We start from the raw sequence: 14,697 nt of genomic DNA, 5'->3' as shown, positions 1-14,697 counted from the left end.
ACCGGTAGCGGAGCCGCAGAATGGGCCTCCAGATCGCGCTGAGTACCGCGCGCAACGCGCTGCTCGCCACGTCGAGCCAGATCGCCGTCGCCTCCCGCAACGTGACGGGGGCGGGCGATTCCGGCTACACGCGCAAGATCGCCACCCTGGTGACGGGCGAGGGCACCGCGCAGGTGGTCATCACCCGCGCGGGCGATCAGGCCCTGTTCACCCGCAAGCTCGCCGCGACCTCGGACGAGGCCGCGAGCGCGGCCCGGCTCGACGGGCTGAAGACCCTCGCCCAGACGGTGGGCGACACCGGCGACGCGACCTCGCCCGCGGCCCGGCTCGGAGCGCTCAACGCGGCGCTCCTAGCCGCCGCCAACCAGCCCGACAGCAGTGACCTCGCCCGCACGGCGATCGACGCCGCGCGCGATCTCGCGGGCAGCCTCAACGACGCCGCCGCCTCGGTAGCGACCGTGCGCGCGGACGCGGACGCGGCGACCAAGCAATCGGTCCAGACGGTCAACGACCTGCTCAAGCAGTTCGATGCCGTCAACTTCGCGGTCGTCACCGGCACGGCGAACGGGAAGGACATCACCGACAGCCTCGACGACCGCGACCGGATCCTGACGAAGCTCTCCGCCGAGATGGGCATCACCACCCTGACCCGGCCCGACGGCGGGATGGCGATCTACACCGACGGCGGGGTGGCCCTCTACGAGCGCGGCGCCCGCACGGTGCGCTTCGACCCCAACGCGCTGCCGCCCGGCAACGCCGTGACGATCGACGGCGTGGCGGTGACCGGCGCCACGGCGGCGATGCCCCTGCATTCCGGCCGCATCGCCGGGCTGACCGCCCTGCGGGACGGGCCCGCCGTGGAGTACGGCCGGCAGCTCGACGCGATCGCCTCCGCCCTGGTCGACGCCTTCGCGGAGACCGATCCCACCACCACGCCCGCTTCGGTCGTCGCCGGCCTCTTCACCGGGGCAAGCGCCGCCGCGATCCGGGTCGCGGCCCGGGTCGATCCCCAGCAGGGCGGCGCCGTGAGCCGCCTGCGCGACGGCGGCATCTTCAGCAACGCGACGGCGGTGAACGCGCTGGGCGAGGCGGGCTACGCCGCGCGCCTGACCGCGCTCACCGGCAACCTCGCCGCCGCCCGCACGATCGGCGCGGGCACCGACCTCTCGGGGACGGCGACGCTCGCGGGCTTCGCCTCCGCCTCGGCCGGCTGGCTCTCGCAGCAGCGCAAGGGGGCCGACGCGGACGCCGCCTACCAGGCGACCCTGCTGTCGCGCGCCTCCGACGCCCTGTCGAACGCGGCCGGCGTCAACGGCGACGACGAGACCGCTCTGACGCTCCAGCTGGAGCGCTCCTACACGGCCTCGGCGAAGATCCTCACCGTGGTCGACGACCTTCTCAAGACCCTCATGGACGCGGTGCGTTAGGCCATGATGACCACGAGCTACATCTCCAGCATCAATCTCTGGAACGCGCCCCGCACCGGGCTCGCCCACCTGCAGACCGGCCTCGCGCAGGCCAACGCCGAGATCGCGACCGGGCGACACGCCGATATCGGGCTGGCGCTCGGCACCAAGGTCGGCACCGCGCTGGGGCTGCGCCAGCAGGGCGCCGAGATCGACGCGCTGAAGGACGGCAACGGCGTCGCGTCGCTGCGGCTCAAGACCAGCCAGTCGGCGCTGGCCCAGATGCAGTCGGCCGCCGACACGCTGCTACAGAACCTCGTCGGCCAGCCGGTGGCGCAGCGCGCCGCCGTCGCGGCGAACGCGGGCGGCCAGCTCGCCACCCTGACCACGGCGCTCAACACCGCGATCGCCGGGCAGTACGTCTTCGGGGGCACCAATTCGGGCACGGCCCCGATCGCCGACACGGCCATCGCGACCCTCCGGGCCGGGATCGCCTCCGACTTCGCCCTCTTCTTCGGCTACGCGCCGGGCAGCGCCGCGGCGGCCAGCGAGGCGCCCGCGCGGGTGCAGACCTTCCTCGACACCTACGTCGCCCCGCGCTTCGCGGACGCGGCCTGGGCCGGTGTGTCGTCGGCGAACGGCGCGGTGCAGAGCCGGATCTCGCTCAGCGAGACCGTCCCCACGGGCGCCAGCGCCGACGCCCAGCCCTTCGCCAAGCTCGCCATGGCCTACATCGTCTCGACCGATCTCGGGCTGTCGAGCTTCTCCACGGCGGCGCAGACGGTCGTCACCTCCCGGATGATCGGCCTCCTGAGCGAGGGCAGCGGCGGGCTGGTGTCGATGCAGGCCGATCTCGGCCGCTCGCAGGGCCTGATCACGGCGGCCAACACGCGGCTCGACGCGCAGAAGACCCTGCTATCGGCCTCGGTCGGCGACCTGGAGGCGGTCGATCCGGCCGAGGCCAAGACCCGCGTCGACGCGCTCACCACCCAGATCCAGATGTCCTACGCGCTGACCGCCCAGCTGCGCCAGCTCAGCCTCGTGAACTTCCTCTGACGCCCGTCCGGGGCGACGAGCCAAGATCTGCAAGACGATTTGCCAGACGATTTGCCATCGAGAAGGCACGCGATGTATCGATTTTCCTATTCCGAGATCCTGGAGGACGCGCCGCAGCTCGCCCGCGAGCGCGAGCGCATGGCCTTCGACCGGGCGCTCCACCTCCTGCGCACCGTCGAGGCGCGCGGGGAGCGGGGCCCGGAGCGCACCGCCGCGATCGGCTTCGTGCAGGATCTCTGGAACGTGCTGCTCACCGACCTGCTCAACCCGGAGAACGCCCTGCCGGACGAGCTCAAGGCCGACCTCGTCTCCATCGGGACCTGGGCCATGCGCGAGGCCGGCGAGGCGCTGCGCGCGCCCGAGCGCAGCCTGAAGGCCTTGATCGAGGTGAACACCTCGATCCGCGACGGCCTGCAATGAGCCGCGGGATGGGCCGGACCATGCATCTCTCGCTGCGCGCCGGGGAGCGCGTCTTCATCAACGGCGCTGTTCTGCGCGTCGACCGCAAGGTCGGCATCGAGCTCCTGAACGACGCGGCCTTCCTGCTGGAGGGCCACGTGCTCCAGGCGGAGGAGGCGACGACGCCGCTCCGCCAGCTCTACTTCGCGGCCCAGACCCTGCTCATCGACCCGGCCAATGCCGGCCCGGCCCGCGACCTCTGCGCCGGGCTCAGGGCCGGGATCCTGGCCGCCACCCGGGACGCGGCGATCCACGAGGGCCTCGCTGCCGTGCAGGCGCTGATCGAGGCCGACCGCCTGTTCGAGGCGCTCAAGGCGATCCGCGGCCTCTACCCGGCGGAAGCCGCCCTGCTGGCGACCTCGGGGGCCGCGCCCGCCCCGGCGCCGCCCGCGCTCCGGGCCGGGCCGGAGGCGGCGCCGCGCCGGCCGCGGGGCTCGTCCGCGCCCGCGCAGAGCCCGGCTGTCCGCCTCGAGACCCGCCCGCGCCGGGCAGCCGGCATCCCCGGGCACGCGCCGCAACGCGCCCCGCGCCTCCTCGCCGCCGGCCTCCGGCCGGACCTCGCCCCCGAACCGGAGATCTGACCGCCATGGACGTGACCAGCACCACGAGCGCGACCGCGGCGACCACAGCCGCCGCCGCCCAGGCCACCAGCTCGGTCGCGGCCAAGCTCAATGCCGAGACCTTCCTGACGCTGTTCATGACGCAGCTGAAGAACCAGGACCCGACCAAGCCCATGGACGGGACCGAGTATGTCAGCCAGCTCGCCACCCTGTCGCAGGTCGAGCAGGCGACGCAGACCAACAAGAAGCTCGACTCGCTCCTGACCTCGAGCTTCCTTGATCAGGCCGACTCGATCGTCGGCCGCACGATCAGCTCGGCGGACGGCACCACCTCGGGCACGGTCCAGTCCGTGCGGGTGACGAGCGACGGCGCCCTGGCGACGCTGACCGACGGCCGCACGGTGCTGCTGCAATCGGGCGTCTCGGTGTCCTGAGAACCGATTCGCGGTAGGAAAGGGCGGGCTGGGTCCGGCCCGTGAAGCAGGCTGTGAGACCATGAACGAGGTCGACGCCCTCGAACTCGTGCGCGCCGCGATCTGGACGGTGCTGGTGGCGGCGGGCCCCGCGGTCGGCGCCGCGATGGCGGTCGGCATCGTGATCGCGCTGCTGCAGGCGCTCACCCAGATCCAGGAGACGACCCTCACCTTCGTGCCGAAGATCGTGGTGGTGCTCCTGGTGCTGCTCGTCACCGGCACCTTCGTGGGCGCCCAGCTCACGAGCTTCGCCGAACTCGCCTACGGGCGGATCGCCACCGGGTTCTGAGCGGGACCCGCCGCGCCCATCCTCGCGCAAGCTTGCCGGGCGAGAAGGCTCGCGTGAGACGCGGGCGCCCCCGCGTCGAGACGTGGGGAGTCCTCGATGGCGGCGGGTGCGGCGCTCGGCCTCGAACAGCGGAAGTCGCGGCGGGATTTCGGCTTCGCGGCCGGCATCGTGGCGATCCTCGCCGTTCTGTTCCTGCCCGTCCCCGCGCTCCTCATCGATGTCGGGCTCGCCTTCTCGATCGCGCTCTCGGTGCTGATCCTGATGGTGGCGCTCTGGATCCAGAAGCCGCTCGAATTCTCCGCCTTCCCGACCGTGCTGCTCATCGCGACGCTGCTCAGGCTCGCGCTCGGCATCGCCACGACGCGCCTGATCCTGGCCAACGGCCAGAAGGGGGTCGACGCCGCCGGCCACGTGATCCAGGGCTTCTCGCAGTTCGTGATGAGCGGCGACTTCGTGATCGGGATCGTGGTCTTCGTGATCCTGATCACGGTCAACTTCCTGGTCATCACCAAGGGCGCGACCCGCATCGCGGAGGTGGGCGCCCGCTTCACCCTCGACGCGATCCCCGGCAAGCAGATGGCGATCGACGCCGATCTCAACGCCGGGCTGATCGACGACAAGGAGGCCCAGCGCCGCCGCCGGGAGCTGGAGGAGGAATCGGCCTTCTTCGGCTCGATGGACGGCGCCTCGAAGTTCGTGCGCGGCGAGGCGGTGGCCTCGCTCATCGTCATCGCGGTCAACGTCTTCGGCGGCATCATCATCGGCACCACGCGCCACGGCATGGCGCTGGGCCAGGCCGCCGACGTGTTCGTGAAGCTGTCCGTCGGCGACGGCCTCGTCTCGCAGATCCCGGCGCTCATCGTGTCGCTGGCCGCGGGCCTGCTCGTCTCGAAGGGCGGCACGCGCGGCGCCACCGAGCAGGCGGTGCTCGGCCAGCTCGGCGCCTATCCGCGCGCCCTGATGGTGGCCTCGGCGCTGATGTTCGTCTTCGCCCTGGTGCCGGGCCTGCCCTTCCTGCCCTTCGTGGCGCTGTCGGGCCTGATGGGCTTCATCGCCTACGCGATCCCGCAGCGGGCGGCCGCCCGCAAGGCGCTGGCCGACGCCAAGGTCGCCGAGGAGGTCGAGGCGAAGGCCCAGGCGGCGGCCGCCGAGTCGGTCAAGGAGTCGCTCAAGACCCCGGAGATCGAGCTGATCCTCGGCCGTCAGGTCGCGGCGCAGATCCAGGCGAGCCACGCCGAGCTCTCCCACCGCGTCGCCAAGATGCGCAAGAAGTTTGCCCGGCAGTACGGCTTCGTGGTGCCCGACATCAAGCTCACCGACAGCGTCGCCCTGCCGCCCAAGAGCTACCAGATCCTGATCCACGGCACCGTGGTCGCCACGCAGGAGATGCGTCCCGGCGAGATGCTGGTGGTGGTGGGCGACGGGCCGACGCCCGACGTGCCGGCGGAAGAAGTGCGCGAGCCGGCCTTCGGCATGCGGGCGCTCTGGGTGATGGATTCCTACGCCGGCGAGGTGCGCCGCACCGGCTTTGAGCCGATCGACGGCGCCTCGGTGCTGCTCACCCACCTCTCGGAAGTCATCCGCAACAACCTGCCCCAGTTCCTCTCCTACAAGGACATGCGCGGCCTGCTCGACCGGCTGGAGCCCGAGTACAAGCGCCTGCTCGACGAGATCGCGCCCTCGCAGATCTCCTATTCGGGCCTGCAGGCGGTGCTCAAGCTCCTGCTCGCCGAGCGGGTCTCGATCCGCAACCTGCACCTGATCCTGGAGGCGGTGGCCGAGATCACGCCCCACGCCCGCCGCGCCGAGCAGATCGCCGAGCACGTGCGGATGCGCATCGCCCAGCAGATCTGCGGGGATCTGGCCGAGAACGGTGTGCTCAACGTGCTCCGGCTCGGGGCGAACTGGGACCTCTCCTTCCACCAGAGCCTGAAGCGCGACGCCAAGGGCGAGGTCGTCGAGTTCGACATCGACCCGCGCCTCGTGGAGCAGTTCGGCGGCGAGGCGGCGACCGCGATCCGCGAGCGCCAGAAACAGGTCCACGGCTTCGCGCTGGTCACGGCGCCCGACGCGCGTCCTTACGTGCGCATGATCATCGAGCGGATCTTCCCGACGCTGCCCGTGCTCTCGCACCTGGAGATCGCCCGTGGGGTGGAGATCAAGGCGCTGGGGACGATCTCGTGAGGCGCCGAAGCGCTCCCTCCCTCCTCCGCGGGGGAAGAGAGGAGCGGCGCCCTTCATGAACGCGGGCCCGGAACTCTTCCTCGGGGTGTTCCTGATCTTCTGCCGGATCGGCGGCTGCCTGCTCGTCGTGCCGGGCCTGTCCAGCCCGCGGGTGCCGCAACAGGTCCGGCTGCTCGTGGCCGGCGCCGTCTCGCTGGCGCTGGCGCCGCTGCTGCTGCCGCTGTTCCAGCAGAAGCTCAGCGGCCAAGCGCCGGGGCAGACGCTCTACTGGATCCTCACAGAGACGGTCACGGGCCTGCTCATCGGCTTCCTCGGCCGGATCTTCCTCGTGGTGCTGGAGACCGTGATGAACGCGACCTCCACCATGGTGGGCTTCGGCGCCATGCCGGGGGCCCCGGTCGAGGGCCAGGATCCGGTGCCGGCGATCGATTCGCTGATCCTGGTCACCGCCACGGCGCTGCTCTTCGCCAGCGACCTGCACTGGGAACTGTTCCGCGGCCTCGTCGAATCCTACGGGCGGATCCCGCCCGGCGAGGGCATCGGCAGCCAGACCGCCCTGGTGCGGGTGGTCGATCAGGTGGCCGACGCCTTCACGCTGGGATTGCGCATCACCGCGCCCTTCGTGATCTACGCGATCGTGGTCAACCTCGCGGCGGGCTTCGTGAACAAGCTCACGCCGAGCATTCCCGTCTACTTCGTCGCCACGCCGTTCGTGATGTTCGGCGGCCTGCTGATGCTCTACTATCTCGGGGGCGAGATCATGATGCAGTACCTGCAGACCTACGCCGCCTGGCTGCGGCAGGGCTAGCCTCATGGCCCACGATCCCCGCCGCCTGGACCGGGCGGAGCGGCTGATGCGGGTGCAGGCGCAGATGCGCCGCGTGGCCGAGACGGAACTCGCCCGCACCCGCGACCGCGCCGCGGCGATCGAGGCCGACCGGGCCGCGCTCGTCGGCGCGCTCGGCACCGGGCAGTTCGGGCACCTGTTGCTCGGCGCCGCCGACCGCCGCCTCCAGGGGCTGGCGACGGAGGCCGGCGCAGTGGCCGACGAGATCGCCCGGCAGGCGGAGCAACTGCGCGAGCGGGGGCTGGCCGAGAAGCGCGCCGAGGCGCTCGTCGAGCGCGCCGCCGCGGCGCAGGCCCACGAGCACGAGCGCCGCGAGGCCCTCGACCGGCTGGACGGACTGGCCCGGCGCCCCGGCGACGCAAGCCTCCCGTAAGCCAGGGCGGGTAGGGCAGGAAGCAGGATCCGGCACCCCCGTGCCGCCAAGCCCCTGTGCCGGGAGGACGAACCGATGAGCATCTCCCCGCCCACCGACATCGTGATGGACGTGGCGAAGGCCGCCGACCCGCAGCGCTACCAGGAGGCCGCGGCCAAGCTCTCGGCGCCGGGAGACCCCGCCGCCTTCACGGACGCCGTGCGGGCGGCGGGCCTCGCGCTGCATATGCCGCTGGACGCCCGCGGCTCGCTGACGAGCCTGCAGAACCAGACCACGCTCGCGGGCGCCGGGCCGGTCAGCGATCCCTACAAGAAGTTCGAGGGCCTCGTCCTGCAGCAATTCGTCGAGGCGATGATGCCCGACAAGTCCGAGACCGTGTTCGGCAAGGGCAATGCCGGCCACATCTGGAAATCGATGCTGGCCGAGCAGATCGGCCAGCAGATCGCCAAGGCCGGCGGCGTCGGCATCGCCAAGATGATGAGCAAGGCGCATCCGGCGGCGGATCCGGTCCAGCCCACGCAGCCCGCCACCGACGCCAACGTCGCCCCGAAGGTCTGACCCGCGATGCTGATCGCCGCCCTGAAGCGCCTGGAAGAGACCGTCGAGGCCGAGACCGAGGCGCTCCTAGCCCGCCAGTCCCTCGACCACGCCGAGCTCAACCGGGCCAAGAGCCGGAGTCTCCTAGAGCTCACCCGGCTGACCCGGGACCTCGACGCGGCCTCGCTCGACGCCGCGACCGCGATCCACCTCGCGCGCCTGCGCGACAAGCTAGTGCGCAACCAGGAGGTGGTGGGGCTGCACCTGCGCGCCGTCGAGGAGATCGGCGAGACGCTGGCCGCGGCAGCCCTCAGCCAGGAATCCGACGGCACCTACACGGCCCGGCTCGGATCGGGGCTCGGCGCATGAAGGTCCTCGTCACCGGCCTGTGGATCTGCGCCGTCACCATCGCTTCCTGCTACGGGGCGGTGACCTGGGGCGGCGGCTTCTTCGCCAAGAAGACGGAGGCCTATCTGGAGGGCCTCCAGTACCAGAAGCTCGCGCCGATCAACATTCCGATGATCGCCGAGGGCAAGGTGCAGGGCTACGTCATCGCAGTTCTGGTCTTCACCGCGGATGCGCGGTTGATGCACACCCTGCCGGTGCCGCCCAACGCCTTCGTGGTCGACGAGGCCTTCCGGCAGATCTACGCCGACCCGAATCTCGATTTCCGCAAGCTCGCCAAGTACGACATCACCAAGCGCCTCGCCGAGGTGCGCAGCGCGGTGAACGGCCGCCTCGGCGCTGAGGTGGTGAAGGACGTGCTGGTGGACGAGATGAACTTCGTGCCCAAGCGCGAGGTGCGCTCGTAGCGCGCTGGAGCATCGTGCTGGATATAGGATCCAGCACGATGCTCCAGGCCCTTGGTCCTGCATCATCCCGAAAGCCGGCAGCCACCTTTCGGGATGATGCTCTATTCCGCCAGGAAGCCCCGCATCGCCTCCCCGGCGAGGAGCCGCGTCAGCCGCTCCTCGACCGTGAGATCCGTCGCGATCAGCATACCGCCGCAGACCGTGCCGCGACCCGCGAGCGCGTAGGACAAGGTACTTGCCGGCACCAGCCCGCGCTGGCCGGCGACGAAGCCCTGGAGCGCGCCCGGCGGCTCGCTGCGGCCGTTGACGAGCGTCAGCCCGGCGGCGCGGCCCTCCGCGATCCAGGGCACGAGGTTGAGCCGGCGCGCGCCCTGCTGGGCGAGCGCCCGGCGCGGGCCGGACAGCGCGACGATCGCCTCCGGCGCGAGGTGCAGCAGCCCCTCGAAGGCGAGGGCGTTCGAGGCCGCCCCCCGGAAGCGGTCGATCACCGCGACGCCGTCGAGTTCGTCGAGGAGCAGGAAGATCCGCGCATGGGCGACGTCCGGCCCGTACAGGCGCGTCTCGATGCGGTGAGCGGCGGCGCCGTCCAGCCGGAGCGCGCCGGCGTGCCAGGCCGGCCCCGACACAGGCTCGTGCCCGTCGAGCACGGCGACGTTGTGGGCCCGGGCCGAGACGAGGTAGTGGCGCGCCGCTCCCGCCTCCAGGCTCTCCGAGCCGCCCGCCTCCACGATCCAGCGCACGCCCTCCGTGGCCAGCACGAAGGAGGTGCAGTCGGCGTGGCCCTGCGGGGGCGCGAAGGTGCAGGCGAAATGCGCCGCCCCCCGCCCGACCGCTTCGGCCCGGGCGCTCAGCGTGTCGTGCGCGAAGCCGCCTACCGCGTCCGGCGCGCGCTCCGGCGCGACCTCGCGGGCGGCCACGAGGTCGGGCCCGCGCGTGAGCAGCCGCGCGACCCAGGCCGCCTCGTCGCCGGCGGGCGGGGCGTCGCCGAAGGGCGGCAGCCGCCCACCGGGATCGAGGAGCCCGGGAAGCCCCGCGAGGCCGGCCTCGAACCGGGCCGCGATGTCGGGGCCCGGCGCCTCTCCGGCGAGGTAGGCCGCCAATGCCCGGCCGAGGCCGAGGAGGTCGAGGCGCCGCTGCAGCGCGGGCTCGGCGAATCGCCCGTCCGGTCCGACCAGCGCCGCGACGGCCTCGCCGAGGCTGCGCAGCGCCAGCGAATCCCAGAAGGGAGCCAGCGGCAGGCGGGGCAGGGCGCGGGCGACGACCAGGAGGGCGGCGGCGGCCTGCACCCCGTGCAGCGAGCGCCCGAAGGCGTTCTGCCCGACGATCTCGGCGAGCGCCACGCCGTGCTGGGCCGCCGCGCCGACGAGGACCGGGCGGAGACCGGCCTCCTCCGCGGGCAGCGGGCCGGCGGCGAGCCCGGCCAGCACCTCCGCCCGGAGGCTGAGCGCCGCCGGGTGCAGGCTGAGCGGGTCGGCGGGCTGGCCCCAGGGGTTCCGGGCGGCCCAGGCGGCGGCGAGGGCGGGGGCCTCGCGCTCCAGCGGCGCCAGCCAGGCGAGCGACTGGTAGTCGAGCCGCCAGGGCACCGAGCGATAGGGGTCGGCCCGCCAGTCCGGCGGGTCGGGAAGCGGCCAGTCGGGCAGGCCGGCGAGCCTCAGGACCGGGCGTCCGTCCGCCCCGCGCCCCGTGCCCTCCGGCCCCCGGCGCAGGGTGCGGGCCAGGGCGAGCGGGGGAGCGGCGGGCATCTCGGCCGCCGTGGTGGCCTCTGATGCCGCGCCACCATCGGTCTCGCCCGGCTCCGTGCCGGGCATCCAGCCGGCTTCCGCGCCGGGCTCCAGCCCGAGGCGCTCGGCCAGGCGCGCCAGGAAGGACGGCCCGTCGAGGAGGTCGTCGCCGCACAGGCTCTCCAGGCGCAGAGGCTCCTCCAGCGCCACCTCGGGGGCGGCCACCAGTTCCACCGCGGGCGGGTTCTCGTCGGCGTCCTCCCAGGTGCGGAAACCGAGCTCGACCGAGGCTGCGCCTGCGGGCGGGCGCAGCGTCAGGGTGAAGCGGCGCGCCTGGGGCCGGGCCGGCAGGTTCACCGAGGCGCCGTGGCCCGGAACCGAGACCGCGTCCGGATAGGGCAGGGGCAGCTCCGCCCCCGCCGCATCCCGGTAGCGCAGGCCCGCATAGGCCGCGTGCTCGTCGGGCCGCTCGGAGAAGATCTGGCCGCGCAGGACGAGGCCGGCGCCCGGCACCAGGGTTTGGGCGAGGACCAGCGGCTCGGGCCCGAGCCGGCGGCGGGGCAGGCGGAAGGCGGAGGCGGCCGGGTGCCCGGAGGCGACCGGGCGCAGACGAACGCCCGAGACCCGGAACGGCGCGGTGTTACGCCAGGAGCGGAAGCCCAGCGCCAGGTCGCTCGCGGGGGCCGGCATCCGGAAGGCGAGGCGGAGCGCCGCCGCGCGGGCGCCCTCCGGCCGGTAGGCGGGGCCCGGCAGCCAGATCCCGTGGGGGTCGGGCAGGGTGCGCACCAGCCCCGGCACCGCCTCGAAATCGAGGCTCGACCCGTCGGGGGCGAGGAAGTCGAAGCCGGCCAGCGCGAAGTCGAGGGCGGCGCCCGCCGGTTCCTCCGGGTCCCATGCCAGGGTAAGGTCGAGGGCGTACCAGGTATCCGGCGCGAGGTCGCGAAAACCCAGCACCGCGCGGGCCCAGCGGTTCTTGGCCGCCACCACGTGCTCGCCCGGGCGCCCACCGGCCCCAGCACCGCCCGCGTAGCGGGCCGTGACGGGAATGCGGGTGTCGGGATCGGGCGCGCCCGCATCGGGAGCAGGGTCCGGCGGCGGCCCGTTCAGCAGGTCCTGCGGTCCGTCAGCCGGCGGCTGGTCCGGCAAGGGTCCGGGCAAGCGTTCCGGCAAGTCTTCCGGCAAATGTTCCGGCAGGTCGTCCGGCATCGGCGGCGGCGGATCCTCGTGGTCGGAGCGGAATCCCGGCTGAGTTCGGGCAGTGCGGCGCCGGGACTCGGCTGTCAAGACGGGACGGGGCCAGCCCCGTGCAAGATTGCGGACCTACACCCCTGACCCATGGGCGACCCGGATCCGGGCCGCGAATCCGTGGCGGAGGAGGCGAGGGGCGGCATGAGCGGAATCTACCTGTTCGATCTCGCCTCGATGCAGGCGCGCCACCTCGCGGTGCGGCAGTCGACGATCGCCGGCAACGTCGCGAACGCGAACACGCCGGACTACAAGGCCCGGGACGTCACACCCTTCGCGCAGGTGCTGGCCAGTGCCGGCTTCGGGATGGCCCAGACGGCCTCCGCCCACGTGGAGGGCGGAGGCCCCGGCACCCGTGTCCAGGACAGCAAGGACGGCTGGGACGTCCTGGAGACCGCGAGCGGCGTCAGCATCGAGCAGGAGCTGCTCAAGGCCGGCACCGTGGCCCGCGAGCACAGCCTCAACACCGGCATCGTCAAGGCCTTCGACCGGATGCTCAAACTGGCGGTGAAGGGATGATCGACCCGCTCCTCTCCGCGACGCGGCTCGCGAGCGCCGGCCTCGAGGCGCAGTCCCTGCGCATGCGGGTGGTCTCCGAGAACCTCGCCAACGCCCAATCGACCGGCGAGACGCCGGGCTCCGACCCCTACGCGCGCAAGACCGTGACCTTCCGGGCCGAGATGGAGCGGGCGTTGGGCGCGGCATCGGTCCGCGTCTCCGGCATCGGCAACGACACGGCGCCGTTCCGCACCGAGCACGATCCGTCGAACCCGGCGGCCGACGACAAGGGCATGGTCAAGCTGCCCAACGTCAACATGCTGGTCGAGATGGCCGACATGCGCGAGGCCAACCGCTCCTACGAAGCCAACCTCCAGGTGATCAAGCAGGCCCGCGCCATGGTGGCGGGCATGATCGACCTCCTGAAATCCTGAAGGACATCCGACCGATGATCGAGGCTCTCGGATCGCTCTCGGCCTTCGACAAGGCCGTTCAGTCCGCCGCGCTCTCGCGCGCCGACACCGCGCCGGTGCAGAAGAGCGCCTTCGCGGGCGCCGCGGCGCTCGCGGGGGGCGTGCCGGCCGCTCCCTCCGCGGCGCCGACCGACTTCGCCGACATCATGGCCCAGCTCGCCACAGGCGTGCGCAACGACGTGCGTGCGGGCGAGGCGGCCTCGATCGCCGGCATGCAGGGCAAGGCCACGACCCAGCAGGTGGTCGAGGCGGTGATGTCGGCCGAGCAGAGCCTCCAGACCGCGGTCGCCATCCGCGACAAGGTGGTGGCCGCCTATCTCGAACTCAGCCGCATGGCGATCTGAACGGCGATCTGAGGAGCCAGGACCATGCGCGCACTCGCCATCGCCGCCACGGGCATGTCCGCCCAGCAGCTCAACCTCGAAGTGATCGCGAACAACGTCGCGAACCTCAACACCACCGGCTTCAAGGGGGCGCGGGCGGAGTTCACCGACCTCCTCTACCAGGCCGAGCGCCAGCAGGGCGTGCCGAACCAGGCCGGCCAGGAGGCCGTGCCGGAGGGCGCGATGCTGGGGCTGGGCGTGCGCGCCGCCGCGATCCGCAACCTGCACCGGCAGGGCTCGCTGGCGCAGACCGGCAACCAGCTGGATCTGGCGGTCAACGGGCGCGGCTACTTCCAAGTCAACAGCCCAGCGGGAGATCTAGTCTATACTAGAGCTGGGTCTTTCAATATCAATGCAACCGGGCAGATCGTCACAATCGACGGGAACATCATTCCAGGGATCCAGACAGTTCCTCCTGACACTACAGAGATAGTAGTAAATCAGACTGGAGAAGTCATAGCAAAGCGCCCGCTAAGCGTTGTTACAACGCTAGGCACATTTCAGCTTGCCAATTTTGCCAACGAATCTGGGCTGGAACCCCTTGGCAACGGCCTTTTCCGCGAAACTGCTGCATCGGGCGCCGCAGTTCTCGACACACCTGGCACCGCAAATTACGGCAAGATCCAGCAGGGCTATCTCGAGGGCTCGAACGTCGATCCGGTGAAAGAGATCACCAGTATGATCACCGCCCAGCGCGCCTTCGAGATGAACTCGAAAGTGATCCAGGCCGCCGACGAGATGTCCTCCACCGTCTCGAAGGGCATCCGCTGACGCGCGGGGCCGGACGGCCCCCGCCCGAACGACCCGAACGACCCGGCGGCGCGCCCCGCGCCGTCCGCTTCCGGCGCACCCTTCGGCGATCCCCATGGCCCGCACCCAGCACGCCCGCACATCTCCCCGCCCATCCCCCAGCCTCGGCCGCCGGCTCCGCCGGGCGGCGCTGCCGCTCCTGCTTCTGCTCGCGAGCCCGGCCGACGCGGGCCCGGACGAGATCCTCCTGCCGGTGCCCACCGTCACGATCTACGCGGGCGACACGATCAAGGAGACGATGCTGCGGATGCAGGCATACCCGTCGAGCTACCGGGCGCGGCAGGCCGTGATCGACGCGCCGCTCGCCATCGCGGGGCGCACCGCGCGGCGCATGCTGCTGCCCGGCGAGCCGGTGCCGGTGAACGCCGTCGACGATCCCCGCCTCGTCAGCCGGGGCGCGCTCACGCAGATGATCTTCGAGGAGAACGGCCTCGTGATCACGGCGGTCGGCGCGCCGCTCCAGAACGGGGGCCTCGGCGAGACCATCCGGGTGCGCAACGCCGACACCAACCGCATCGTGCTGGGCACCGTGCTGGCGGACGGGCGCATCCGGATCGGGGTGCAGTGATGC

Annotated in this window: 17 protein-coding genes and 1 pseudogene; 17 read left to right on the top strand and 1 reads right to left on the bottom strand. The window is 72.0% G+C overall.

Annotation, left to right across the window (positions count from 1 at the left end; all coding sequences use genetic code 11):
- Positions 1-20: 20 nt before the first annotated feature.
- The 12 genes and pseudogenes from flgK to DK427_RS19420 all read left to right on the top strand — a co-directional run bounded on the left by flgK (position 21) and on the right by DK427_RS19420 (position 8,996).
- Positions 21-1,427 carry a flagellar hook-associated protein FlgK gene (gene flgK / locus DK427_RS19475; protein ID WP_109952703.1) on the top strand — a complete coding sequence of 469 codons (1,407 nt, stop codon included), beginning with the start codon at positions 21-23 and terminating at the stop codon, positions 1,425-1,427.
- A gap of 3 nt (positions 1,428-1,430) precedes the next feature.
- A complete protein-coding gene (locus DK427_RS19470) occupies positions 1,431-2,462 on the top strand; it encodes a flagellar hook-associated family protein (protein WP_109952702.1) in 1,032 nt (343 codons plus the stop codon).
- 72 nt (positions 2,463-2,534) lie between these two features.
- Entirely contained in the window at positions 2,535-2,882 is a 348-nt protein-coding gene (gene flaF, locus DK427_RS19465; RefSeq protein WP_109952701.1) for a flagellar biosynthesis regulator FlaF, read from the top strand.
- A pseudogene (flbT, locus tag DK427_RS27560) lies at positions 2,879-3,268 on the top strand (flagellar biosynthesis repressor FlbT); the annotation flags it as partial. The gene flaF and the pseudogene flbT, both read left to right, overlap by 4 nt.
- A gap of 239 nt (positions 3,269-3,507) precedes the next feature.
- Positions 3,508-3,915 carry a flagellar hook assembly protein FlgD gene (flgD, locus tag DK427_RS19455; protein WP_109952699.1) on the top strand — a complete coding sequence of 136 codons (408 nt, stop codon included), beginning with the start codon at positions 3,508-3,510 and terminating at the stop codon, positions 3,913-3,915.
- Between the two features lie 61 nt (positions 3,916-3,976).
- Entirely contained in the window at positions 3,977-4,243 is a 267-nt protein-coding gene (fliQ, locus tag DK427_RS19450; protein ID WP_109952698.1) for a flagellar biosynthesis protein FliQ, read from the top strand.
- Positions 4,244-4,339: 96 nt separating this feature from the next.
- On the top strand, positions 4,340-6,427 hold the full coding sequence (gene flhA / locus DK427_RS19445; protein WP_109952697.1) for a flagellar biosynthesis protein FlhA: 2,088 nt from the start codon (positions 4,340-4,342) through the stop codon (positions 6,425-6,427).
- 55 nt (positions 6,428-6,482) lie between these two features.
- On the top strand, positions 6,483-7,235 hold the full coding sequence (gene fliR / locus DK427_RS19440) for a flagellar biosynthesis protein FliR (RefSeq protein ID WP_109952696.1): 753 nt from the start codon (positions 6,483-6,485) through the stop codon (positions 7,233-7,235).
- A 4-nt stretch (positions 7,236-7,239) separates the two neighbouring features.
- Positions 7,240-7,647 carry a hypothetical protein gene (locus tag DK427_RS19435; protein ID WP_109952695.1) on the top strand — a complete coding sequence of 136 codons (408 nt, stop codon included), beginning with the start codon at positions 7,240-7,242 and terminating at the stop codon, positions 7,645-7,647.
- Positions 7,648-7,722: 75 nt separating this feature from the next.
- The gene (locus DK427_RS19430) at positions 7,723-8,205 is read left to right on the top strand and encodes a rod-binding protein (RefSeq protein WP_109952694.1); all 483 of its coding nucleotides are present in this window, start codon (positions 7,723-7,725) and stop codon (positions 8,203-8,205) included.
- Between the two features lie 6 nt (positions 8,206-8,211).
- Positions 8,212-8,553 carry a flagellar protein FlgN gene (locus DK427_RS19425; RefSeq protein ID WP_109952693.1) on the top strand — a complete coding sequence of 114 codons (342 nt, stop codon included), beginning with the start codon at positions 8,212-8,214 and terminating at the stop codon, positions 8,551-8,553.
- Positions 8,550-8,996 (top strand): hypothetical protein, encoded by a 447-nt coding sequence (locus tag DK427_RS19420; RefSeq protein ID WP_109952692.1) that lies wholly within the window; start codon positions 8,550-8,552, stop codon positions 8,994-8,996. Before DK427_RS19425 ends, DK427_RS19420 begins: the two co-directional genes overlap by 4 nt.
- A gap of 101 nt (positions 8,997-9,097) precedes the next feature.
- On the opposite strand, the gene DK427_RS19415 is transcribed toward DK427_RS19420, so the two are convergent.
- Complete coding sequence (locus DK427_RS19415; RefSeq protein ID WP_162559839.1) at positions 9,098-11,875, bottom strand: heparinase II/III domain-containing protein; 2,778 nt, start codon at positions 11,873-11,875, stop codon at positions 9,098-9,100.
- A 231-nt stretch (positions 11,876-12,106) separates the two neighbouring features.
- Between DK427_RS19415 and flgB the strand changes: the two genes are divergently transcribed.
- The 5 genes from flgB (at position 12,107) to flgA (ending at position 14,694) form a co-directional block, all read left to right on the top strand.
- Positions 12,107-12,481: a flagellar basal body rod protein FlgB gene (gene flgB, locus DK427_RS19410; protein WP_109954275.1), complete on the top strand. Its 375-nt coding sequence runs from the start codon at positions 12,107-12,109 to the stop codon at positions 12,479-12,481.
- Positions 12,478-12,894 carry a flagellar basal body rod protein FlgC gene (flgC, locus tag DK427_RS19405; RefSeq protein ID WP_109952690.1) on the top strand — a complete coding sequence of 139 codons (417 nt, stop codon included), beginning with the start codon at positions 12,478-12,480 and terminating at the stop codon, positions 12,892-12,894. Before flgB ends, flgC begins: the two co-directional genes overlap by 4 nt.
- A gap of 14 nt (positions 12,895-12,908) precedes the next feature.
- Positions 12,909-13,277: a flagellar hook-basal body complex protein FliE gene (gene fliE / locus DK427_RS19400; RefSeq protein WP_109952689.1), complete on the top strand. Its 369-nt coding sequence runs from the start codon at positions 12,909-12,911 to the stop codon at positions 13,275-13,277.
- A 24-nt stretch (positions 13,278-13,301) separates the two neighbouring features.
- The gene (flgG, locus tag DK427_RS19395; protein ID WP_109952688.1) at positions 13,302-14,087 is read left to right on the top strand and encodes a flagellar basal-body rod protein FlgG; all 786 of its coding nucleotides are present in this window, start codon (positions 13,302-13,304) and stop codon (positions 14,085-14,087) included.
- A 94-nt stretch (positions 14,088-14,181) separates the two neighbouring features.
- Positions 14,182-14,694 carry a flagellar basal body P-ring formation chaperone FlgA gene (flgA, locus tag DK427_RS19390; protein WP_109952687.1) on the top strand — a complete coding sequence of 171 codons (513 nt, stop codon included), beginning with the start codon at positions 14,182-14,184 and terminating at the stop codon, positions 14,692-14,694.
- Positions 14,695-14,697: the final 3 nt, after the last annotated feature.

The sequence above is a fragment of the Methylobacterium radiodurans genome (assembly GCF_003173735.1).
GTDB classification, from domain to species: Bacteria; Pseudomonadota; Alphaproteobacteria; order Rhizobiales; family Beijerinckiaceae; genus Methylobacterium; species Methylobacterium radiodurans.
Note: the sequence above shows the minus strand (reverse complement) of the source record. Positions and strands in the feature narration are given on the sequence as shown.